General features: G+C 63.9%; 22 protein-coding genes. 6 read left to right on the forward strand and 16 right to left on the reverse strand.

What is annotated here, in order from left to right; genetic code table 11:
* Positions 1–47 precede the first annotated feature (47 nt).
* Positions 48–503, forward strand: a complete 456-nt coding sequence (locus tag FHW96_RS02115) for a universal stress protein (RefSeq protein WP_172338885.1) — start codon at positions 48–50, stop codon at positions 501–503.
* Here FHW96_RS02115 and FHW96_RS02120 read toward each other — a convergent pair whose 3' ends face one another.
* The 10 genes from FHW96_RS02120 to dnaK all read right to left on the reverse strand — a co-directional run bounded on the left by FHW96_RS02120 (position 504) and on the right by dnaK (position 12,860).
* Entirely contained in the window at positions 504–2,777 is a 2,274-nt protein-coding gene (locus FHW96_RS02120) for a ribonuclease R family protein (protein WP_172338886.1), read from the reverse strand.
* A gap of 104 nt (positions 2,778–2,881) precedes the next feature.
* A complete protein-coding gene (locus FHW96_RS02125) occupies positions 2,882–4,186 on the reverse strand; it encodes a M20/M25/M40 family metallo-hydrolase (protein WP_172338887.1) in 1,305 nt (434 codons plus the stop codon).
* 44 nt (positions 4,187–4,230) lie between these two features.
* Positions 4,231–4,665, reverse strand: a complete 435-nt coding sequence (locus tag FHW96_RS02130) for a lysozyme inhibitor LprI family protein (RefSeq protein ID WP_172338888.1) — start codon at positions 4,663–4,665, stop codon at positions 4,231–4,233.
* On the reverse strand, positions 4,665–6,227 hold the full coding sequence (gene proS, locus FHW96_RS02135; RefSeq protein WP_172338889.1) for a proline--tRNA ligase: 1,563 nt from the start codon (positions 6,225–6,227) through the stop codon (positions 4,665–4,667). The genes FHW96_RS02130 and proS overlap by 1 nt, the downstream gene beginning before the upstream one ends.
* 132 nt (positions 6,228–6,359) lie before the next feature.
* The gene (gene phaR / locus FHW96_RS02140) at positions 6,360–6,941 is read right to left on the reverse strand and encodes a polyhydroxyalkanoate synthesis repressor PhaR (RefSeq protein ID WP_172338890.1); all 582 of its coding nucleotides are present in this window, start codon (positions 6,939–6,941) and stop codon (positions 6,360–6,362) included.
* 100 nt (positions 6,942–7,041) lie between these two features.
* The gene (locus FHW96_RS02145; RefSeq protein WP_172338891.1) at positions 7,042–7,488 is read right to left on the reverse strand and encodes an iron-sulfur cluster assembly scaffold protein; all 447 of its coding nucleotides are present in this window, start codon (positions 7,486–7,488) and stop codon (positions 7,042–7,044) included.
* Position 7,489: 1 nt separating this feature from the next.
* The gene (locus tag FHW96_RS02150; protein WP_172338892.1) at positions 7,490–8,086 is read right to left on the reverse strand and encodes a CvpA family protein; all 597 of its coding nucleotides are present in this window, start codon (positions 8,084–8,086) and stop codon (positions 7,490–7,492) included.
* A gap of 12 nt (positions 8,087–8,098) precedes the next feature.
* On the reverse strand, positions 8,099–9,475 hold the full coding sequence (gene radA / locus FHW96_RS02155; RefSeq protein WP_172338893.1) for a DNA repair protein RadA: 1,377 nt from the start codon (positions 9,473–9,475) through the stop codon (positions 8,099–8,101).
* 280 nt (positions 9,476–9,755) lie between these two features.
* A complete protein-coding gene (gene dnaJ / locus FHW96_RS02160; protein ID WP_172338894.1) occupies positions 9,756–10,895 on the reverse strand; it encodes a molecular chaperone DnaJ in 1,140 nt (379 codons plus the stop codon).
* 60 nt (positions 10,896–10,955) lie between these two features.
* The gene (gene dnaK, locus FHW96_RS02165) at positions 10,956–12,860 is read right to left on the reverse strand and encodes a molecular chaperone DnaK (RefSeq protein ID WP_172338895.1); all 1,905 of its coding nucleotides are present in this window, start codon (positions 12,858–12,860) and stop codon (positions 10,956–10,958) included.
* A 389-nt stretch (positions 12,861–13,249) separates the two neighbouring features.
* Between dnaK and FHW96_RS02170 the strand changes: the two genes are divergently transcribed.
* The gene (locus FHW96_RS02170; RefSeq protein WP_253950682.1) at positions 13,250–13,738 is read left to right on the forward strand and encodes a copper chaperone PCu(A)C; all 489 of its coding nucleotides are present in this window, start codon (positions 13,250–13,252) and stop codon (positions 13,736–13,738) included.
* 84 nt (positions 13,739–13,822) lie between these two features.
* On the opposite strand, the gene FHW96_RS02175 is transcribed toward FHW96_RS02170, so the two are convergent.
* From FHW96_RS02175 to hrcA, 3 genes are all read right to left on the reverse strand, one after another.
* Positions 13,823–14,083, reverse strand: a complete 261-nt coding sequence (locus tag FHW96_RS02175) for a hypothetical protein (protein ID WP_172338896.1) — start codon at positions 14,081–14,083, stop codon at positions 13,823–13,825.
* A 74-nt stretch (positions 14,084–14,157) separates the two neighbouring features.
* Entirely contained in the window at positions 14,158–14,673 is a 516-nt protein-coding gene (grpE, locus tag FHW96_RS02180; RefSeq protein ID WP_172338897.1) for a nucleotide exchange factor GrpE, read from the reverse strand.
* Between the two features lie 19 nt (positions 14,674–14,692).
* Positions 14,693–15,751, reverse strand: coding sequence for a heat-inducible transcriptional repressor HrcA (hrcA, locus tag FHW96_RS02185; RefSeq protein ID WP_172338898.1), 1,059 nt, complete (start codon positions 15,749–15,751; stop codon positions 14,693–14,695).
* Positions 15,752–15,902: 151 nt separating this feature from the next.
* On the opposite strand from hrcA, the gene rph reads away from it, so the two are divergent.
* Together rph and rdgB are read left to right on the forward strand one after the other, a co-directional pair.
* Positions 15,903–16,619 (forward strand): ribonuclease PH, encoded by a 717-nt coding sequence (rph, locus tag FHW96_RS02190; protein WP_172338899.1) that lies wholly within the window; start codon positions 15,903–15,905, stop codon positions 16,617–16,619.
* Positions 16,620–16,676: 57 nt separating this feature from the next.
* Positions 16,677–17,297 carry an RdgB/HAM1 family non-canonical purine NTP pyrophosphatase gene (gene rdgB / locus FHW96_RS02195; RefSeq protein WP_172338900.1) on the forward strand — a complete coding sequence of 207 codons (621 nt, stop codon included), beginning with the start codon at positions 16,677–16,679 and terminating at the stop codon, positions 17,295–17,297.
* Between the two features lie 270 nt (positions 17,298–17,567).
* Here the strand turns inward: rdgB and FHW96_RS02200 are convergent, their stop codons facing one another.
* Positions 17,568–18,113 carry a CAP domain-containing protein gene (locus FHW96_RS02200; protein ID WP_172338901.1) on the reverse strand — a complete coding sequence of 182 codons (546 nt, stop codon included), beginning with the start codon at positions 18,111–18,113 and terminating at the stop codon, positions 17,568–17,570.
* A 44-nt stretch (positions 18,114–18,157) separates the two neighbouring features.
* On the opposite strand from FHW96_RS02200, the gene hemW reads away from it, so the two are divergent.
* Both hemW and FHW96_RS02210 read left to right on the forward strand, forming a co-directional pair.
* Positions 18,158–19,306 carry a radical SAM family heme chaperone HemW gene (gene hemW / locus FHW96_RS02205; protein WP_172338902.1) on the forward strand — a complete coding sequence of 383 codons (1,149 nt, stop codon included), beginning with the start codon at positions 18,158–18,160 and terminating at the stop codon, positions 19,304–19,306.
* The gene (locus FHW96_RS02210; RefSeq protein WP_172338903.1) at positions 19,303–20,223 is read left to right on the forward strand and encodes a tyrosine recombinase XerC; all 921 of its coding nucleotides are present in this window, start codon (positions 19,303–19,305) and stop codon (positions 20,221–20,223) included. The genes hemW and FHW96_RS02210 overlap by 4 nt, the downstream gene beginning before the upstream one ends.
* A 12-nt stretch (positions 20,224–20,235) precedes the next feature.
* On the opposite strand, the gene FHW96_RS02215 is transcribed toward FHW96_RS02210, so the two are convergent.
* Positions 20,236–21,315: an acyltransferase gene (locus tag FHW96_RS02215; protein WP_172338904.1), complete on the reverse strand. Its 1,080-nt coding sequence runs from the start codon at positions 21,313–21,315 to the stop codon at positions 20,236–20,238.
* A 2-nt stretch (positions 21,316–21,317) separates the two neighbouring features.
* Positions 21,318–22,319, reverse strand: coding sequence for a glutathione synthase (gene gshB, locus FHW96_RS02220; RefSeq protein ID WP_172338905.1), 1,002 nt, complete (start codon positions 22,317–22,319; stop codon positions 21,318–21,320).
* Between the last annotated feature and the right edge of the window lie 3 nt (positions 22,320–22,322).

Here is a 22,322-nt window from a genome sequence, read left to right on the forward strand (position 1 = left end):
CTATTCGGTTCACAGGGCCGGACATATCGGTTCAAAGGGAATGTACGATGCGTGTCTATCTGGTGATCGTGGATGAAAGCGATGAAGCGCGCGTTGCCCTGCGCTTTGCCACAAGGCGCGCGATCAAGACGCAGGGGCAGGTCCATATCCTCGCCCTTGTGCCGCCCCAGCCCTTCTCGGCCTTTGGCGGCATTCAGGCCACCATCGAGGAAGAAGCCCGCGCCCGCGCCGAAACCATCGCGGCGGCGGCGGCGGGCAGCGTCCTCTCGCAGGCCGGGCATATGCCGGTGATCGCGGTCGTTGCGGGCGATCCGGTCAAGGCGGTGCGCGAATATCTTTCCCAGCACAGTGAAGTGGCCGCGCTGGTTCTGGGTGCGCCATCAGGCGGAGGTCAGGATCCGCTGATCGGCCACTTTACCGGGGCCGGGCTGGGCGCCCTGTCCTGTCCGCTGTTCATCGTGCCGGGCGGCATGGATGAGGCGGAGATCGACCGCCTCAGCTAATTACCGCCGCTTGCCCTGATGACGGATGTTGGCCGGGCGGCCCCGCTTGCCCACCAGATGGCTGCCGCGCCGTTTCGTCCCTGCCTCGCCGTCATTGCCCGGCAACCGAGCCCCGCGCTTCTCAATGCGGCCCTGCCCGTCCTCGGGCTCGAACTTCAAAGCGCCGGTCAATGCATTGGCCTCGGCCAGACGCAGTTTCAGGCGGTCGCCGATGGCATAGACGGTGCCGGTGGAATCGCCGCGCAAAACCTGCGCCTTTTCATCATGGCTGAACCGCTCATCGCCCAGCACCGAAATCGGCACCAGCCCATCGCCGCCAAGGCCAAGGATCGTGGCGAAAAGGCCAAAGCGCTGAACCCCGGTGATCCGGCAATCAAACACCTCGCCCACATGCATCGAGAGCCATGCCGCAACATAGCGATCGACCGTCTCGCGCTCGGCTTCCATCGCGCGGCGCTCGGCCGTGGAGATGGCATCGCAGATCCGCGCCAGATCCGAACGGTCCCGCCCATGCAGGCCCGAAAGCGCAGGCAGATCGCCCTCAGGCGAAGGCTGCTCCAGATGAAACGCATCAACCAGCGCGCGGTGGACCAGAAGGTCGGAATAGCGGCGGATCGGCGATGTGAAATGCGCATAGGAGCCGAGGCTGAGGCCAAAGTGCCCCGCATTGCGCGGGCCGTAATAGGCCTGCGTCTGGCTGCGCAGCACCGCCTCCATGATGAGGGCCTTTTCCACCTCGTCATCAATGCTCTTCAGCATCCGGTTGAACAGCGCGGGCGTAATCACCTGCCCCAGCGCCAGCTTGCGCTCGAAGGTGGCGAGGTAATCCTTGAGCGCGATCAGCTTTTCGCGGTTTGGCGGCTCGTGGATGCGATAGACCACCGGCGCGGCCTTGCTTTCCAGCGCCTTGGCCGCCGCGACATTGGCCGCGATCATAAAGTCCTCGACCACGCGATGGGCGTCCAGTCGCTCACGCAGCGCCACCTGCGCCACACGTCCCATCTCGTCCAGCACCACGCGCCTTTCGGGCAGGTCCAGTTCGAGCGGATCGCGATTGGTGCGCGCATGGGCCAGCGCCTTCCACGCGCCCCACAGGTTGACCAGATGCGCCTCGGCCTCATTGGCGTCGATGCGGCGCTGGGCCTCCTCATAGGCGATCACTTCGGCAATCCGCACAATCGCGCGGGTAAAGCGGAAGGAGGTCATCCGCCCTTCGGCGTCAAACGTCAGATGGCAGGCCATGGCCGCGCGCGGTGCGCCGGCCTTGAGCGAGCAGACATCCGCCGAGAGCACCTCCGGCAGCATCGGCACCACACGGTCGGGGAAATAGACCGAATTCCCTCGCTTGCGGGCCTCGCGGTCCAACGCGCCGCCGGGACGGACATAGAAAGACACGTCGGCAATCGCCACCACCGCGCGCCATCCGCCCTCACCATCCGGTTCGGCCCAGATCGCATCGTCATGGTCGCGCGCGTCCACCGGGTCGATGGCCACGATGGGCAGATGCGTCAGATCCTCGCGCTGCTCCTGGCTCAACGCCTGCCGCGCGGACAATTCGGCCTCGGCGATCACTTCGCCGCCGAAAATATGCGGCAGACCATGCTTGTGAATGGCAATCAGGCTGAAGCTCTTGGGCGCCAGCGGATCGCCCAGCACCGCCACCACGCGCATGCCCGCGCGCGGACTGCGGCCCGCCGGTTCGGCCATCACCAACTGCCCCTCGACCGCCCCGCCCAGATCCGAGATGGGCGCGGCATGGCGCTCGCGCTTGTCGATGGGGGCCAGCCAGCCCTTGCCCGCGCCATCGATTTCGACCACGCCCATGACGCCCTCGGCATCATTGGGCAGCTTCTTCATGGGAAAGGCCAGCCAGCCCTCGGGCGTTTCCTCGGTACGGCTCAAAATCCGGTCGCCGGGCTTGAGCGCGCCCACGCCGCGCATCTGCGGCCCCTTCTTCTGGGCGACACGCTGCTCCACCACGGTCAGGCGCGGCGGAGCGCCGGCATCGTCAGGCTCCCACTTGTCGGGCACGGCAATCGGCAAGCCATCCTCGACACCCACCACGCGCAGCACGGTGACCTTGGGCACGCCGCCCATGCGGTGATAGGCGGTGCGCTTGCCGTCGATCAGGCCTTCCTCGGCCATGTCTTTGAGCAACGCCTTAAGCTCGATCTTCTCCGCGCCCTTCAACCCAAAAGCCTTGGCGATCTCGCGCTTGCCCACCTCGTCGGCGGCATTGGCGATGAAATCCAGCACCTGCTGGCGGTTGGGCATGCCCGGCTCCATCTTGCGGACGGAAAGTTTGCCGGGTTTGCGCGGGGGTCGTTTGTCAAAGGCCATGACAGATGCCTTGGCCCCAAAGCGCGCGTATTACAAGCCTAGGGCGTCAGGCGCTCATACGATCCACCGGGCAGAGCGCTGGCAATCGGGCTTTGCGCGCCATTGGCCCCGACCGCCGAAACGCCAAGGAACCAGTCATCCCCACGCAGGCCTTTGAACGTCATGTCGGTGTTGCCGGTGGTGGCAAAGGGCTTGGCCTCCCACCCGGCGGCATCGGTCCGGCGGCGCCAGATGGCATAGGAAGTCGCGCCGGGAACCGCGCGCCATTTCAGATCGGTGTCGGGCGAGACGGCGATCTTTTGCGTCACCGTGGGCGGCATGGGCGCGGCGGCGATGGCAGCGGCGGCGCGGATGTTGAGCGCGGTCACGCGGGCCAGATAGGCAAAATCCATGAATTCGATCGTGTCGCCATATTGGGTGGCCCCTTCGCGACGGATGTCCTGATGCTGGTGGTCGTAATTTTCGACCGCCACGGTGATGCGCACGGCGGGAAAGCCCTTCTCCTCAAAGGGCAGATGATCGCCCCCGCGCCCCACCCGGTCCGCGCGCCAAACCTGCCGCACGGCCAGATTCTTGACCGACAGCTCGGCGATAAAGCGCGAAAGGTTGCGGCTGGGGCTGTCATTCTCGCCCCCTTCGCGGCGCTGGGCGGCGGTGAGTTTCGCATCCGCATTGGCGCGCGGCCCTTCGGAAAAAACGCGGATATGCGTGTCATCCACCAGCCCATCCGACCCACGCGTATTGCCGACAATGTCATTGTTCAGCACCGCCTTCACCTTCCACCCCCGCTCCGCCGCCACATCGGCCAGCAAGCGGCCGCCCAGCAGGCCCTGCTCCTCGCCGGAAAGGATCGCGTAAACCACGGTGGTGGGGAATTTGCGCTGCGCCATAATCCGCGCCGCCTCGATCACCAGCGCCACGCCCGAGCCATCGTCATTGGCCCCCGGCGCATCGGCGGCTGCGTTCATCACGTCCGAGACACGCGTGTCGATATGGGCCTGAATAATCGTCACCTCATCGGGCCGCTCGGTGCCTTTTTGAATGGCCACAACATTGACCAGCCGCGCAGGGCTCGGGATGCGGGCGCTGGTCACCATGCGCTCGGGCAGTTCTATCGACAGACAGCCGCCGCATTGCGCCCCAATGGCGCGGAATTGCTCTTCGGCCCATTTTCGCGCCGCGCCGATGCCGCGTTTCGGATCGTCCTGCGAGGAAAGCGTATGGCGCGTGCCAAAGCCCACCAGCGAGGCGACCGTGGCGCGCAACCGTTCGGGCGAAGGAGCGGTTTGGGCGAAAGCGGCGGTGGGCAGCAGGGCGGCGGCAAGGAGCGTGTGGCGGATCATGGGCGCGAATGTGCCACGCCCTCATTCACGCGCAAGGGGGCAAACTAGCGTAGTTTTTCCAGCCATATCGTGCGGCGGATCGTTTCGTCGATCATGCAGGAGGAATATTCGATAGCCTCCAGCGTGCCGCCCTCGGCCTCTTTCGATTGCAGCAGGCAGTGCTTTTGCCGATCGTTGATCCATGCCCGCTCGGCGCTGCGCAGCGCGGCCTGACGCGCCGGGCCGACACGTTTGAACGTCACCGCCCATGCCGCATTCAGCCGCACATCCTGCCGCTTCATCTCCTGACCATTGCACTGGTCATGCAGGATGGTGTTGAGATCGCTGCGCGCCATGCACCGCCGATAGGGCGGCGAATAACGCGCGTCGATTTCCGGATGGCTGGGCGCCGGATCAGCCAGCGTCAGGATCGGCCCAAAGGAATAGGCCGGAACCGCTGCTGCCAGAACCCCAGAGGCCAGAACCAGCCCCAGCAGCATCAATAGGCCCGCGCGACGTAGATGCGCTCAACCGCCGCTTCGCCGGTGAAGGGGCAAAGCCCTTGCGCGGGCGCGGCGTCGAGCGCGGTGTTGCGGATGGTGAGCTTCAGCGCCTTGAGCTGCTCCACCACCTTCTCCAGCGCATCGCCGGTCGGGCGGCTCCAATTGAGTTCAACCCAGCCGGGGTAGCGCTTGTCCTCGGCAAAGAACTCGGCAAGCTGTTCCAGCGTGGTCAGGCCGCGCGTGATGTTGGCGTCACGCTTTGCGGTCGCTTCTCGGTGCAGGCTGGCCTGAATATCCTCCAGCAGCGCGGCAGCCCCGGCGACAAATTCTTCGCGGCTCTGGCCCACGAAATTGGTCTTGGCATCCTCGCGCCAGATACGGTCGCGGCGCAACGCCGAAACCATGCCGCCCGCTGCATCGCGCCCGCCGATTTCCAGAATGATCGGCGCGCCCTTCTTGACCCAAGCCCAGCGCTTTTGCGTGGCCTTGCCGGGGCGCTTGTCGAGCAACACGCGGATCGGTTCGCCCAAGGCCGAGAGCTTGAGCAATTCGCGGCGGATTTCCTCGCAATAGGCCAGCAGCGCCTCGTCGCCGTCATCCTCGCGCAGCATGGGCAGGATGATGATCTGATGCGGGGCGATCGCGGGGGGAACGCGCAGGCCGTCATCGTCGCCATGGGTCATGATGACGCCGCCGATCATGCGGGTCGAAACGCCCCAGCTGGTCGTATGCGCCAGTTCCTGCGCGCCTTCCTTGCTCTGATAGCGGATGCCCGCCGCCTCGGCAAAACCGGTGCCGAGGTAATGGCTGGTGCCGGCCTGCAGCGCCTTGCCATCCTGCATCATCGCTTCGATCGAATAGGTGGCGACGGCGCCGGGGAAACGTTCGTTCTCCGGCTTTTCGCCCGCCACCACCGGCATGGCCAGCACGTTTTCGGCAAAATGGCGATACATTTCAAGCGCGCGCAGCGTTTCCTTCATCGCGTCATCGCGGTCGGCATGGGCAGTATGGCCTTCCTGCCACAAGAACTCGCTGGTGCGCAAAAACATGCGCGTGCGCATTTCCCAGCGCACGACGTTCGCCCACTGATTGACCATCAGCGGCAGATCGCGCCAGCTTTGCACCCAGCGCGCCATGGCCGCGCCAATCACCGTTTCGGAGGTGGGGCGCACGATCAGCGGCTCTTCCAGCTTGGCCTCAGGATCGGGCATCAAGCCGCCCTTGCCGTCCGCGATCAGGCGGTGATGCGTGACGACCGCCATTTCCTTGGCAAAGCCTTCAACGTGGTCGGCTTCCTTGGCGAAATAGGAGAGCGGGATGAACAGCGGGAAATAGCAATTGTCGACGCCCGCTTCCTTGATCGCGGCGTCCATGATCTTCTGGATGCGTTCCCAGATGCCATAGCCCCACGGCTTGATGACCATGCAGCCGCGCACGCCGCTTTCCTCGGCCATCTCACCTTCGGAGACGACTTGCTGATACCATGCGGCGAAATCATCTTCGCGCTTCACGGTCAGGGCGTGGCGGATCTGGGCGGGCTTTTGCGTTTTCTGATTCATGGCGCGCAGCGTTTAAGCAAGGCGCCGAAAAACGGGAACCGGTTTTTTGCAAAAATCGGCATGGGAACTGAAATTCCCTGCCCCTGCCCCCGGATATGCCCGGCGCAGCCCCCGCTGCGCCCGGCGAAATGCTTATTTGGCCAGCTTGTCGAGCATCTTCTGCATTTCCAGCATCTGGTTGCGCAGCGCGTCGATTTCCGATTTCGTGCCGGTTTCGGCCTCCGGCTCGCGCGCGGGTTCGGCGGGCTTGGGCGGCGTGCCATCGGCGCCGGGCATGAAAGCAGCGGCGGCGGCCTGGAACATGGCGATGTTCTGCTGGGCCAGACGGGCCAGCGGATTGCTCTCCATGCTGTCCTCAAACGCCTTGCGCAGCTTCATCTGATTGGCGCGGAACTGCTCCATGCTGGCTTCGAGATAATGCGGGATCAGGCCCTGCATCGAATTGCCATACATGCCGATCAACTGGCGCAGAAAATTGACCGGCAGCATCTGCTCGCCGCTGGCCTCTTCCTCCATGATGATCTGAGTCAGGATCTGATGCGTGATATCGGCGCCCGACTTGGCGTCCAGAACGCGAAACTCGATCCCTTCGCGCGTCATCTTGGACAGATGATCCAGCGTAATATAGCTCGACGATTGGGTATTATAGAGACGCCGGTTAGCGTATTTCTTGATGATAACCGTGTCGCTTTTGCCTTCTGCCTTTTCGGTCATGCGCCCTCGCTCCTCCCAGAGTTGTAGCTTACGCTAACACCGTATGGCGGTGCGGTGCAACATATTGCTGCTGCGCGGCAGTGGTTTGTCACAATTGAATTTATGCGATTTCGCCTTCGCCTTTTGCAAAGCTGGAAAATGCCTGCAACACCGCGCGCCAGCCCAGCAAAATCGCCCCGTGGCGGCCCGGAAATTCGCGCGCCGGGGCAATCGCGCCAAGGCCGGGCCAGTCGGGCAGATCGCCCCCCTCCGCCAGCCAGCGCAGGATGTCAGCCTCGGCGTCGGCAAAGTCGGATTGACTGCGCCCGATGGCCGCATCGGCCATGATCGCGCCCGCCGCCTGCCCGATTGCGCAGGCCTGTGCGGCAAGACCGATCCGCGCGATCCGGCCATCGGCGGCCAGATCGATCCCCACCTTCATCGTGCTGCCGCAACTGGGGGAACGCGCTGCGCCCTGCAAGGCCAGCCCATCGTCCCAACGATGCCTAACCAGCCCCGTCGCCAGCATCAGCACCTCGGGCGTATAAAGAGCGGCAACCGAGGCCATGTCAGTCCGCCGTCCGATGCGTCTTGCGCTTGGCATGAGTCGTCGGCGTGCGAGTCGTCGGCTGGGGGCTGGGCTCGGCCTCATCCTTGGCGCGATCCTCGGCGGCCTCGCGGCGGCGCTGAGAGATCATCTTGACCAACGCTTCGCTACTGGCATCGATGAAACTGTAGGTGCGCGAATGGGTGATCCAGCCGGGACGCCCCTTCGGCCCCCAGATCGTATCATAGGCCAGAATCAGAACCGAATAGCCCAGCACGATAATCAGCGTGCCCTTGACCGCGCCAAAACCGAAACCCAAAACCCGGTCTACCGGTGCCAGCGCCGAAGCGCGGCTGGCCGTGCCCAGATAGCGCGCCACGCCCCGCACCAGCAGATAAGGCACAATCAGCAGCAGGAAGAACGCCAGCACGCTGGCCCCGCTCTCGGTGCCGATATGGGGCGTGAGCACTTCGGCCAGCGGCGTGTGCAGCATATGGATCGCAAAGATCGCCACAGCGCCCGCGAAAAGCGAGATCGCCTCCTGCACAAAACCGCGCAGAAAACCGAAGGTGGCGGCAAGGCCGACCACCACAAGCACAAGAATATCAAATCCGGTCATAGGCCAAGGGGGTTATTCGTCCCCCACGATGCGGTCAACGAGATTTGGCAAAAGGTTGATGACGCGGTGCCGCATTTCGGCGGGCGCTTCCCCCGCCCCGCCGCTATCCTCCGGCCCATAGGCCTGTTCAAACCCCAGCTTTGCCCCTTCGCGCAGACGCAGGCCGCCATGGGCCACAGGGCGGATCTCTCCGGCAAGCGACACTTCGCCAAACCACACTGATCGCGCGGGCAGGGGCTTGTCCGCCAGCGCCGAAACCAGCGCGGCCGCCACCGCCAGATCCGCCGCCGGATCGGCCAGACGATAGCCCCCCGCGACATTGAGATAGACTTCGCAAGCCGAGAAATTGAGCCCGCAGCGCGCCTCGAGCACCGCCAGCAGCATGGCCAGACGCCCATTGTCCCAGCCCACCACCGCGCGCCGGGGTGTCGCTCCCGACTGCAACCGCACGATCAGCGCCTGAATTTCCACCAGCACTGGGCGCGTGCCCTCAATCGCAGGGAACACCGCGCTGCCCGGCACCGGGTTTTCCCGGCCCGACAGGAACAGCATCGAAGGGTTCGACACTTCCTCCAGCCCCTTGCCCGCCATGGCGAAGACGCCGATCTCATCGACCGGGCCAAACCGGTTCTTCAGGTTGCGCAGGATGCGATATTGATGGCTGCGCTCGCCCTCAAACGCCATCACCACATCGACCATATGCTCAAGCACGCGCGGCCCGGCGATGCTGCCATCCTTGGTCACATGACCCACCAGCACCAGCACCGCGCCATTCTCCTTGGCATAACGGATCAGTTCGAACGCGCAGCCGCGCACCTGGCTGACCGTGCCGGGCGCGCCCTCGATCTGGTCGGAATGCATGCACTGGATCGAATCGATGACCAAGAGCGCTGGCGCCTCCATCCCGCCCAGCGTGGTCAGAATATCGCGCACCGACGTGGACGAGGCGAGCCGAATCGGGGCGCTCTGCAAGCCAAGCCGCTCGGCACGCAGACGGATTTGCCCCGGCGCTTCCTCGCCGCTGATATAGACCGCAAGGCCGCCCGCTTGCGCCACCTTCGCGCTGGCCTGAAGCAGCAGCGTCGATTTGCCGATGCCCGGATCGCCGCCCATCAAGATCGCGCTGCCGGGCACAAGACCCCCACCCAGCGCACGGTCGAACTCGGCAATCCCCGTGCTGCGCCGCACCAGCTTGTCATCGGCCTTGTCCAGCGGCTCAAACAGGATCGCCCGCCCGCCGCTCGACAAATCATGCTTGGCCGAAAACACCGTCTGCGGCGCCTCCTCGCCCAGCGTGTTCCATTCGCCGCAATCGGCGCATTGCCCCTGCCATCGGTTGGTGACGCTGCCACAGGAGGAGCAGACGAAGCGGCGTTTCGGTTTGGCCATGCGCGCATCGTAGGGAGAACAAAAGGGGAAATCAAGAGGGTTGAGGGTGCCTCCGGCGGGCAAAGGGGCCTGGTCCCTTTGCAATCCCATTTTTGGGGTAGCGCCTCACTGGCGGCAGAGCGCCAGACCAAAAATAAAGCCTGCGGCGCCATTATGCTGCGCCGCAGGCTTTAAAATTCAAACGCCGCGCCCGACCCAACGGCCGAACCGCAAACTATACAGTAACGGGATTGCAAAGGGACCGGGCCCCTTTGCCCGCCGGAGGCAAAAGCCCCCAACCTTACTCCGTCAAATCGCTCCAGACATTCTTCAACCGGTCAAAGAACCCCTTGGCCTCAGGGCATTCATCACCGGTTTCGGTCGCCTGAAACTCGCGCAGCAATTCCTTCTGCCGCGCCGAAAGCTTGGTCGGCGTTTCCACCGCGACCTCGACCACCAGATCGCCAACCCCGCGCCCGTTGAGCACCGGCATACCGGCTCCGCGCTTTTGCAACTGCTTGCCGGTCTGAATGCCTGCGGGAATGTCGATGACATGCCTGACGCCATCCATGCCCGGGATTTCGATCTGTCCGCCCAGCGCCGCCGTGGTAAAGCTGATCGGCGCGCGGGTCAGCAGCGTGGTGTTCTCGCGGTCGAACACCGCGTGGCGACGGATATGCAGGAAGATGTACAGATCCCCCGGCGGCGAACCGTTCGGCCCGGCCTCCCCCTTGCCCGACAGGCGGATGCGGTTGCCATTGTCCACACCCTTGGGGATCGCGACTTCCAGCTTCTTGCGCTGATCGACGCGACCTTCGCCGTGGCACTTCTTGCAAGGCTTCTCGATCACCTCGCCCCGGCCGTGACAGGTCGGGCATGTGCGCTCGACCATGAAAAAGCCCTGCTGGGCGCGCACCTTGCCATGGCCGCCACACAGGTTGCAGCGGCGCTTGCCCGTGCCCGGTTGCGCCCCGGTGCCCGCGCAAGGCTCGCAGCTTGTGGCGACCTCGACCTCGATTTCCACGGTCTTGCCATGGAACGCGTCTTCGAGCCCGATTTCGAGATCATAGCGCAGGTCGGCCCCGCGACGGGGCTGTTGCCTCGCCCCGCCGCCGCCAAAGGCATTGCCAAAGATGCTCTCGAAGATATCGCCGATATCGCCGAAATCACCGCCGCCGTGAAAACCGCCGCCGCCCGCGCCCGGCCCGCCGTTTTGAAACGCAGCATGGCCGAAACGGTCATAGGCCGCGCGCTTTTGGGGGTCCTTCAGGCAATCATAGGCTTCGCTGATCTGTTTGAATTTGGCCTCGGACTCGTTGCAACCTGGGTTGCGGTCCGGGTGAAATTTCATCGCCAGTTTGCGATAGGAAGATTTCAGCGTCGCATCATCGGCGTCACGCGAAACTTCCAGCAGTTCGTAATAGTCGATTTCAGCCGACATTGCACATTTCCCCTGAAGAGAGGCCCGCCTCGTTCAAGGCGGGCCTCTTTCATCGCAACATCAGGCCTTCTTGTCGTCCACTTCCGAGAACTCGGCGTCGACCACATCATCCTGAGCCGGAGCGGCGCCCGGCGAAGCGGCAGCGGCCTGTTCCTTTTCATAGATCGCCTGACCCATCTTCATGGCCTTTTCAGTCAGGGCCTGAGTCTTGGCGGTCATGTCGGCCGGATCATTGCCTTCGATCGCCTTCTTGGCATCGGCAATCGCCGCTTCGATCTCGGCCTTCAGCGAGGCGTCGATCTTGTCGCCATTTTCGGCCAATTGCTGCTCGGTGGCATGGACGAGGCTGTCGGCGTTGTTCTTGGCCTCGGCGGCCTCACGACGCTTCTTGTCCTCTTCGGCAAACTTTTCAGCATCCTTGACCATCTGGTCGATGTCGGCATCATTGAGGCCGCCCGACGCCTGGATCTTGATCTGCTGTTCCTTGCCGGTGCCCTTATCCTTGGCCGACACGTTCACGATGCCGTTGGCGTCAATGTCGAAGGTCACTTCGATCTGGGGCACACCGCGACGCGCCGGAGGAATGCCGATCAGGTCGAAATTGCCCAGCATCTTGTTGTCCTGCGCCATTTCGCGCTCGCCCTGGAACACGCGGATGGTCACGGCCTGCTGGTTGTCATCGGCGGTCGAGAACACCTGCGACTTCTTGGTCGGGATCGTGGTGTTGCGGTCGATCATGCGGGTGAACACGCCGCCCAGCGTTTCGATACCCAGCGAGAGCGGGGTCACGTCGAGCAGCAGCACATCCTTGACATCGCCCTGAAGCACGCCGGCCTGAATGGCCGCGCCCATGGCGACGACTTCGTCAGGGTTCACGCCGGTGTGGGGTTCCTTGCCGAAGAATTCCTTCACCGCTTCGCGCACCTTGGGCATGCGGGTCATGCCGCCCACCAGCACCACGTCGTCGATCTGCGCCGCAGTCACGCCCGCGTCCTGCATCGCCTTGCGGCAGGGTTCCATCGTGCGCGCGATCAGATCGGCCACCATGCGTTCCAGATCCGAACGGGTGATGGTTTCAACCAGATGCAGCGGGGTGGTCGCGCCACCTTCCATGCGAGCGGTGATGAAGGGCAGGTTGATTTCGGTCGTCTGCGCACTCGACAGCTCGATCTTGGCCTTTTCGGCGGCTTCCTTCAGACGCTGAAGCGCCAGACGGTCGCCGCGCAGGTCCAGGCCTTCCTTCGCCTTGAACTTGTCGGCCAGATATTCGACGACCTTGGTGTCGAAGTCTTCACCGCCAAGGAAGGTGTCGCCGTTGGTCGACTTCACCTCGAACACGCCGTCGCCGATTTCCAGGATCGAGACGTCGAACGTGCCGCCGCCAAGGTCGTAAACAGCGATGGTCTTGCCATCGTTCTTGTCCAGACCATAGGCCAGCGCAGCCGCAGTCGGCTCGTTGATGATGCGCAGCACTTCAAGGCCCGCGATCTGACCCGCGTCCTTGGTGGCCTGACGCTGGGCGTCGTTGAAGTAGGCGGGCACGGTGATGACGGCCTGCGTCACGGTTTCGCCCAGATACGATTCGGCCGTTTCCTTCATCTTCTGAAGAGTGAAGGCGCTGATCTGCGAAGGCGAATAATCGGTGCCACCGGCTGCAACCCATGCATCGCCATTCTTGCCCTTGGCGATGGCATAGGGAACCAGTTCCATGTCCTTCTGGGTCATCGGATCGTCATAGCGACGACCGATAAGGCGCTTCACAGCGAAAATGGTGTTGTCGGGGTTGGTCACCGCCTGACGCTTGGCGGGCTGCCCGATCAGGCGTTCGCCATCCTTGGTGAAGGCCACGATCGAGGGCGTGGTGCGCGCGCCTTCAGAATTTTCGATAACCTTGGGCTTGCCCCCATCCATAACAGCGACGCAGCTGTTGGTGGTGCCAAGGTCAATACCGATTACTTTACCCATATCGTCGATCCCTAAGTCCAGTGTTGACACCACCCTTTGGCTTCCCGAAAAATCCGGCAAAGCGGCTCGATGGCTCGTTTGACTTGGCGGCATATAGGTGGGCTTTTGCGCCTAACAAGGGCCTTGGCGCGCGAAGCGTCACTTCATCCACGGCCTTGGCGCATTTTGCCGGTCATTTTGGCTGTGTCGGGCCCGCGCGGGCATCGCAACGCCTCGCCCCACGAAACGGCATTTTTCCTCATTCATGCGGCATTTACACCGGATTGATCGCAGTCATGCTTGGAATAATGCGAAAAAGTGCCTAACCCAAACGTCAGCCGCGATCCCCAGCATGGGCGTGCCGGAACCATTCATTCGCATAATGACCAAAACCCAAGGATTGCCGCCCGATGAAACAGATCGCTTTGGCCCTCTGCCTGCCTCTCGCCCTTGGCGCTCTTTCCGCATGTGGGGGCGACAAGAAGGCACAGCCCCCCGCCGGACTTTCCGCGATGGACGGCATGCTGATCCACGATGGCCGCCTCGTGCTGCCTGCGGTCAAGGGGCGCCCGGCGGCGGGCTATTTCACCGTTTCCAATCAGAGCGGCTCGGCCGCCACCCTCACCGGGGTCAGCGTGGCTCATACCGGCAAGGCCGAAATGCATGTGACGCTTGACGGCATCATGGAGGCTGTGCCCCGGCTGGATATCGGTTCGGGGCAGAGCGTCTCCTTCGGGCCGGGCGGCAAACATGCGATGGTGTTCGATGTCTCGCCCGATCTGCAACCGGGCGGAACCACGGAACTCACATTGACCTTTTCGGACGGGCGCAAGCTGACCGCGCCGATGCAGATTGAGGCGCCCGGCATGATGGGCGCCATGGATCATTCCAAAATGTAGGGCGCCATGAAAAAGGCCCGCGTGTCGCAATGATACGCGGGCCTTTTCTTATCAGACATATGTTCGCCCCGGGTCAGCCCCAGGTCAGCAACGAACGCGATATTCCCGGCCGCGATCGTCCATCCGATAGCAATTGCCGTCGCGCTTGCGCACCGTCGAACCGGCCACACCGCCCGCCGCCGCGCCAATCGCCGCGCCGGTGGCCACATCGCCGCCCGAAACCCCCGCCACAACCGCGCCGACGCCGGCGCCTGCCAGAGCGCCCTCGCCGCCATAATTGCTGGCACAGCCCTCGGTCATCACCAAAGCACCGGCCAACATGCCGACCATCAGAAATTTGCGCATAACAGCCTCCTTTCCTCGTTACCAAGGAAAGGGTTCAGGCGGGGGAAGGTTCCACCCGCCCCGCGCCTTAACACTTATTCCGGCTTTTTCGCCACGGCCACCATAGCCGGACGCAGCAGACGATCCTTGATCGAATAGCCATGCTGAAGCACCTGAATCACCGTGCCGGGTTCAGCATCATGGGGCACTTCGATCATCGCCTGATGCTGGTTGGGGTCCAGCGGCAGGCCATGGGCGGCCACTTTCTGGATACCATGCTGGCCAAACACCTTGTCCAGCTCGCGGCCCGTGGCCTCGATCCCGGCCAGCAAGGCCTTCAACCGCTCATCCTCGCGCAGATCGGCGGGGATGGCGTCGAGCGCGCGCGAAAGGTTGTCGGCAACGCTCAGCATATCGCGGGCAAAGCTGGTGCTGGCATAGGCGCGCGCATCGGCAATGTCCTTTTCCAGACGGCGGCGCACGTTCTGCGTGTCGGCGCGTGCGTAAAGCACGTCATTGCGCGCGGCTTCCAGATCGTTTTCGAGTTGGGCGATGCGGGTGGCCAGATCGTCTCCGGCCTCATTCTGACCCTGCGTAGTTTCTTCCGTCATTGTTCCGATTATTCCAGTTTCAACCGATCAGTTTGCCCAAAGACTGGGCTGTGAAATCCACCATGGGGACGAGACGCGCATAATTCAACCGCGTTGGCCCGATTACCCCCACAACGCCGATCACCCGCCCATCGCGATCTCTGTAGGGAGATGCAATGACCGAAGAGCCGGAAAGCGCGAAAAGCCGGTTCTCGCTGCCGATAAAGATCCGGGTGGAATCCCCCTCCTTGGCGCGGTCCAACAATTCGCCCACCGATTGTTTATTTTCCAAATCGTCCAGCAAGGATCGCACCCGGTCCAAATCGTGCAAAGCCGCCTCGTCCAGCAGATTGGCCTGTCCGCGCACGATCAGGACGGGGCGATGGGCCGCATCCTCGCTCCACACCGCCAATCCGCGCTGGACCAGATCAGCGCTGGCGGCATCAAGCGCGCTTTTTCCGCTGACGATTTCGGCCTGCATCGCGCCCGCCGCCTCGGCCAAGGTGCGCCCGCCCAGATGAGCCGTGATATAATTGGACGCCGCCTCCAGCGCGCCTGCGCCAATCGAGGCCGGCAGGGCCAGAATGCGGTTCTCGATGCCCCCATCCTCGCCCACCAGCACCGCCAGAGCGCGGCCCGGCGAGAGCGGCACAAGGCTCATCTGCGCCAGACGCGGCTCGCGCTGGGGCACCATGACCACGCCCGCGCAGGCCGAAATATCGGACAGCGCCGCGCTGGTGGCGGCCAGCGCCGCCTCGATCGGGCCGGGCTGGTGCAAGGATCGCTCGATTGCGGCACGCTCCTCCATGCTGGGTTCGCGCACCTGCATCATGCCGTCGACAAACAGGCGCAGCCCCTGCTCGGTCGGCATTCGCCCCGCGCTGGTATGGGGATGGCTGAGCAGGCCCAGCCCCTCAAGCTCGGCCAGCACGCTGCGGATCGAGGCGGGCGAAAGATTGAGCGCCCCGCCGCCCGCCAGCGTTTTCGACCCTACAGGCTGCCCCGAATGGATATAGGCCTCGACCACCTGTCGAAATATTTCGCGCGCGCGCCCCGTCACCTCGGGAAAGGAAAGTTCAGAAGGAGCGGATCTGGCCATCCCCATCATATTGGGCGGCCAATCCCGTCAAATCAAGAGACATGGCAAATCAGCCAGAACCGACAGGCAAAACCTTGCCCCTGCCCGCTCAACGCGATAGGGCCGCGTCAACTTCATCAAGAACCAAACTTCACCTATAGAAAGGCCTGCCATGCGTCCCTCTGGCCGCGCGCCCGACGAAATGCGCGAGATCGAAATCATCACCAATTTCACCAAGCATGCCGAAGGCAGCGTGCTGGTCTGCTTTGGCGACACCAAGGTTCTGGTCACGGCCAGCGTTGAAGAACGTGTGCCGCCGTTCCTGCGCGGCAAGGGCGAAGGCTGGGTGACGGCGGAATATTCGATGCTGCCGCGCGCCACCCACACCCGCGGCAGCCGCGAGGCCGCCAAAGGCAAGCAGTCGGGCCGCACGCAGGAAATCCAGCGTTTGATCGGCCGCTCGCTGCGCGCCGTCACTGATCTCAAGAAGTTGGGCGAACGCCAGATCACGCTGGATTGCGACGTGATCCAGGCCGATGGCGGCACGCGCACGGCCTCGATTTCGGGCGCCTGGGTGGCGCTGCGCCTGGCGGTCAACGGGCTGATGGCCAAAGGTCTGATCGCCGAAGATCCGCTGCCGCGCAAGGTGGCCGCGATTTCCTGCGGCATCGTCAATGGCGCGGCGGTTTTGGATCTCGATTATATTGAGGATTCGGGCGCGGATGCCGATGCCAATTTCGTGCTGATCGAAGGCGGCCATATTGCCGAAGCGCAGGCCACCGCCGAAGGCGCGACCTATGACGAGGAAGGCCTGCTGCGCCTGCTGCGTTTGGCCCGCATCGGCTGCGACCGCATCTTTGCCGCACAGGACAAGGCGGTCGGGGCTTAATTGCCCTGCCCCCCTGCCGTACAACATCCAAACATCCGCCAAAGGGGCCAAGCGCCGATGACCAGACTTTCCGGCAAGATCGTGATCGCCACGCATAATCTGGGCAAACTGGCCGAGATGCAGAAGATGTTGGCCCCTTACGGCCTGGAATGCGTGTCGGCGGGCGAACTGGGGCTGAAAGAGCCTGAGGAAGTCGGCACCACCTTTATCGAAAATGCTCTGATCAAGGCGCGCTTCGCGGCGGTGGAAAGCGGGCTTCCCGCGCTGGCTGACGATTCGGGCCTTTGCGTACAGGCGCTGGGGGGACGGCCCGGCGTCTACACCGCCGACTGGGCCGAGCGGCACTGGTACGAAGGCCCCGAAGGCCGCGACTGGTTCATGGCCATGGGCAAGGTCGAGGGGCTGCTTTGCGAACATGGGCCGGACGTGGGTCGCGCAGCGCATTTCGCCTGCGTGCTGGCGCTGGCATGGCCCGATGGCGTCGATGCGGTCTATGAAGGCCGCGTCGATGGCACCATGACATGGCCCCCGCGCGGGCGTCTGGGCTTTGGCTTCGACCCGGTATTCATCCCGCGCGGCTATAACCAGACCTTTGCCGAAATCCCCCCCGCCGATAAGGCAAAGATCAGCCACCGTGCCGATGCTTTTGCCAAGCTGGTGGCGGATCAGTTCGGGTAAGGGTTGATAAGTTTTATGCCTCCGGCGGGCAAAGGGACTCGTCCCTTTGCAATCCCCTTACTGTCGGCGTTTGCGCTGATCATTCGGCCAAGGCGCTCAAAACGCTACATTGAAATTTGAAAGCCTGCGGCGCGGCAGGCTCACCCTATCTGGCGCCGCAGGCTTTCAAACTATACCGCACATGCTTCGTTGCCGATCATACACGCCCCTATAACGGGATTGCAAAGGGCCCCCGCCCTTTGCCCGCCGGAGGCAAAACCTCAAAACCCCTTAAAACACCTTCTGCCCAAAGATATTCCCCGCAGGCCAATAGCGGCAAACGAGGAAATCATCCCTCGGCCCTCGCGCCATCGCGCAACCCACCTTCTGCGTCCCGCGCCAGACGATCTGGGTGTAATGGGCAACATTGTGCCAATTGCCGTCGCGCGAAACGGCCGGGAATGTGCCGGGCAGGAAATCGTCGCGCTCGGAGATAAACTGCTCGATCATCGTTTCGATCGGAAAGGCCCCCGCCGTGCCCATAAACAGGTTTTCGCCCGCTTTCCTGCGCCGCTCGGCCGAGGCATGTTCGAACTTTCCGCTGCGCGCCAGTTCCTGCGCCCAATCGAGCGCGCCTTGGGCCAGCGCCTCGTCCCAGACCAGCGGGGCCTCGCTCATCCGCCCCCTTTCGCGATTGTGCGCGGCCAGCGCGCGCGCAGCCAGAGCGGGCGCCATGGCGGGCGGGCCGGCGCCATAAACGGCAACCGGAGTGATCGCGGGGGCGGCCGAAACCGGACCGCCGATCAGGCAACAGAGGACAAAAGCATGGCGCATCATACCCGCCCCTTGACATCTCAACCTTAAACCAGCGTGAAGAAGCCATGGCACGCGCACTTTATATTCACTGGCCCTTCTGTCTCAAGAAATGCCCCTATTGCGACTTCAACAGCCACGTGCGCGATGGGGTGGACCATGAATTGTGGCGTCGCGCGCTGCTGGCCGACCTGCACCGCGAGGCCGAACTGGCGGGCGGCGAGGCGCTGGAGAGTATCTTTTTCGGCGGCGGCACGCCCAGCCTGATGCCGCCCGCGCTGGTCGCCGCCTTGCTGGAGGAGGCGCAGCGTCTCTGGGGCTTTGCGCCCGACATCGAGATCACGCTGGAGGCCAATCCGTCGAGCGTGGAGGCCGCCAATTTCGCAGCGCTGGCCGCTGCCGGTGTCAATCGCGTGTCGCTGGGGGTTCAGGCGCTCGATGATGAGGCGCTGCGTTTCCTTGGGCGGCTGCATGGGGTGGACGAGGCTCTGGCCGCGCTTTCGGTCGCGCAGGAGCATTTCTCGCGCGTCAGCTTCGACCTCATCTATGCCCGCCCCGATCAGTCCGCGCAGGCGTGGGAGGCCGAACTGACCCGCGCCCTCGCGCTGGGCACCGATCACCTCTCGCTCTATCAACTGACCATCGAGGAAGGCACCCGCTTTGCCACGCTGGTGCGCGAGGGGGCCTTTACCCCGCTGGAGGATGATCCGGCCGCCGACCTCTTCGCCCAAACCCGCGCGATCACCGCGCGCGCCGGTTTGCCTGCCTATGAAGTGTCGAACCATGCCAAACCGGGACAGGAAAGCCGCCACAATCTGACCTATTGGCGCTATCGCGACTATGCCGGGATCGGGCCGGGGGCGCATGGGCGGAGAGGCGGATTTGCCACCACGCGCCACAAAAAGCCCGAAAACTGGCTCTCGGCCATTGATCGACAGGGCGATGGCATTCAGGAGGCTCGCGCTCTGGGCATTCCCGAACAGGGGGCCGAGGCGGTGCTGATGGGCCTGCGCCTTGCCGAGGGGCTGGATGTGGGCGCGCTGGCGGCGCGGCTGGGTCTGGCGCCGGGCGATCTGATCGAGGCGGATAAGCTGGCTCTGTTCATCCGGCAAGGGCTGATGTGGCAGGACGGCGCGCGCATCGGCGCGACCGAGGCCGGGATGCTGGTGCTTAACAGCCTGATCGCGCAAGTCACGTCCGACGGATTGGCCGGATGAACGAAGCCGCCGCCTTCCTTGCCGCCCGTGCCGATGTGTTGGCCGCATGGCATGCGCATCTGACCGATGCCCGCCGCCGAAGCCCGCATACGGTGCGCGCCTATATGGCCACGGCGGGGCGATTGATGGATGCGCTGGAGGCCTATGACTGGGCGGCGCTGGCGCGGATCGACACGGCGGGCCTGCGCCATTTCCTGGCCGAGCGGCGCGAGGATGGCATAGCCAATATCTCGGTCGCGCGCGAATTGTCGGCCTTGCGCGGGTTCCTCAGCTTTGCCCGCGAAAAGGCGGGCATGGTCAAACCCGCCCCGCCCCGCCTGCGCGGCCCCCGGATCAAGCGCGGCATCCCCCGTCCGGTCACGCCCGACGAGGCGACCGATCTGGCCGATCTGGTCGCGGTCAACGCGCGCGAGGACTGGCAGGGATTGCGCGACCGGGCGGTGCTGCTGCTGCTCTATGGAGCAGGACTTCGTATCGCCGAGGCTTTGTCGCTGACCGGCGCGGACTGGCCGATGGGCGACCGGCTGACCATCACCGGCAAGCGGAGCAAGCAGCGCGTGATCGCCATCCTGCCCGCCGTGCGCGAGGCGATTGCGGCCTATCTGGCGGCCTGCCCCTATCCGGTCGAGCGCGACAAGGCGCTGTTTAGGACGGTAAAAGGCGCAGCGCTCTATCAATCGGCGGTGCAAAAGGCAGTGGCTGATGCGCGCGGGATGCTGGGCCTGCCCGACACAGCCACGCCCCATGCGCTGCGCCATTCCTTTGCCACCCATCTGCTGGGCGCAGGGGCGGATCTGCGCTCGATTCAGGAATTGCTGGGCCATGCCAGCCTGTCCTCGACGCAGGTTTATACGCGGGTGGATGCCGCCGTCCTGCTCGATGCCTATCGCAACGCGCATCCCCGAGCCGAAGATTAAACGCGCCGAAGATTAAGCCTGAAACATCCCGTCAATCCGGGGCCGCATCCAGCGCAGCACCGGCACCTCGACCCAGCGATAGACCGCCACCGACAGCGCCACCACGGCCAAGCTGACCAGCCCCGCCCATGGCAGCCACGGCAGCGCACCATCGCCCAGCCAGTCCTGCACCGCCAGCGCGCCATGCACCACCGGCAGGTGCACCAGATAAAGCGCAAAGGACGCATCGCCCAGCAGGATCAGCCAGCCCTGTCGCGAAAGCCAGTTCGACAAGGCCCCGCCCCCTGCGCCAAAGATCCAGATGAACAGCGCCATCAACGGCAGATAGGCCAACTGCATCCGCCACACATCGGACAGGCCCAGCAGCGGATAGGCCACCATCGCGGACACCAGCAAAGCCAGGGCGCCGATCTCCGCCCCCGTCCCGCCCCGGCGCGGCAGACGATAGACCAGCATCCCCACCAGAAAATCCAGCAAGCGCGAAACCGGGCTGATATAGGTCAGCCAATGGGTCAGTGTAGGCTCATCACCCGCGCTTATCGCCCCCTGCCCCGATGCCGCGCGCCAGACCACCACGCCCAGATTGAGCGCCAGCAGCCCCGCCGCCAGCCAGCCCAGCCGCCGCAGCGGCATCAGCGCCAATCCCGCAAAGCAGGCATAGAAAAACGCCTCGTCCGACAGGCTCCAGCTCGGCTCGTTGATGGTGAAATACCAGTCGGCATGCGGCACCCATGCCTGTAGCAACAGCAGATTGACCGCCACCTTGGGCCACACACCAGCGCCTTCCTGCACCAACGCCAGCACCGCCAGCGGCACGCCCACCAGCCAGTGCAGCGGCAGCACCCGCGCCAGCCGGAGCGCGAAATAATGCGCGGCCCCGATCCGCCCCTGCGCCAGCCGCGCCTGATAGGTATGGGCAAGGATATAGCCCGAGAGCATGAAGAAGAAGGACACGCCCGCATAGCCCTCGTGAAAGAGGGTTCGCGCGATGGGCTGCAACGCATTGGGATATTCGGCCAGCGGCCAGAGATGCGAGGCCAGCACCGCCAGCGCCGCGAAGAACCGCAGCGCTGTCAGTTGATCGAGACGCATCCTCAGGCCGCCGTCAAATCCTTATGCCGCCGCTCGATCGCGGCCCAGATCAGCGCGCCGCAATCGCTGTTGTTGAACCGGTCGATGGCGACGATGCCGGTGGGCGATGTCACGTTGATTTCGGTCAGCCATTGCCCCCCGATGACGTCAATGCCGACAAACACCAGCCCGCGCGCGCGCAGTTCCGGCCCCAGCACGCGGCAGATTTCCGCCTCGCGCTCGGTCAGTTCGGTCGCCTCGGCGCTGCCGCCCACGGCAAGGTTGGAGCGGAACTCGCCCTCGCCAGGTTTGCGGTTGATGGCGCCGGCCACCTCGCCATCGACCAGCACGATGCGCTTGTCGCCCTTGGCCACGTCGGGCAGGAAGGGCTGGACCATGAAGGGCTCCTTCCACATCTGGGTGAACACTTCGATGAGAGCGCCCAGATTGTCGCCGCTGGCAGGCACGCGGAACACCGCCTTGCCGCCATTGCCATGCAGCGGCTTGATGACCAGATCACCGCCGAAACCGCGCTCCACCATCCGCTTTTGGAAATCGCGTACATCCTCGATCCGGCGTGCGACCAGCGTAGGCGGCATGAATTGCGCGAAATCGAGGACGAACACCTTCTCCGGCGCATTGCGGACCTGTTCCGGGTCATTGATGACCAGCGTGGTGCCCTTCAGCTTTTCAAGGATATGCGCGCCGGTGATATAGCCCAGATCGAACGGCGGATCCTGACGCATCAGCACCACGTCAATGTCCGCGCCAAGGTCGATATTGGCAAATTCGCCCAGCTTGTAATGCGATTCGTCCGCTTGCGGACGATGCACCATGACGGGGGCGGCCCATGCCGAAACGCGGCCCTTTCCGTCCGGCGTCGATTCCCATGCCAGCGTGCCGACATCGTAATACCACAGCGTATGCCCCCGCGCCTGAGCAGACAGCATCAGGGCAAAGGTGGAATCGCCCGCGACATTGATCGAGGGCAACGGGTCCATCTGGACGGCAATACGAAGCGACATCAG

The organism is Novosphingobium sp. SG751A (assembly GCF_013149295.1).
GTDB lineage: Bacteria > Pseudomonadota > Alphaproteobacteria > Sphingomonadales > Sphingomonadaceae > Novosphingobium.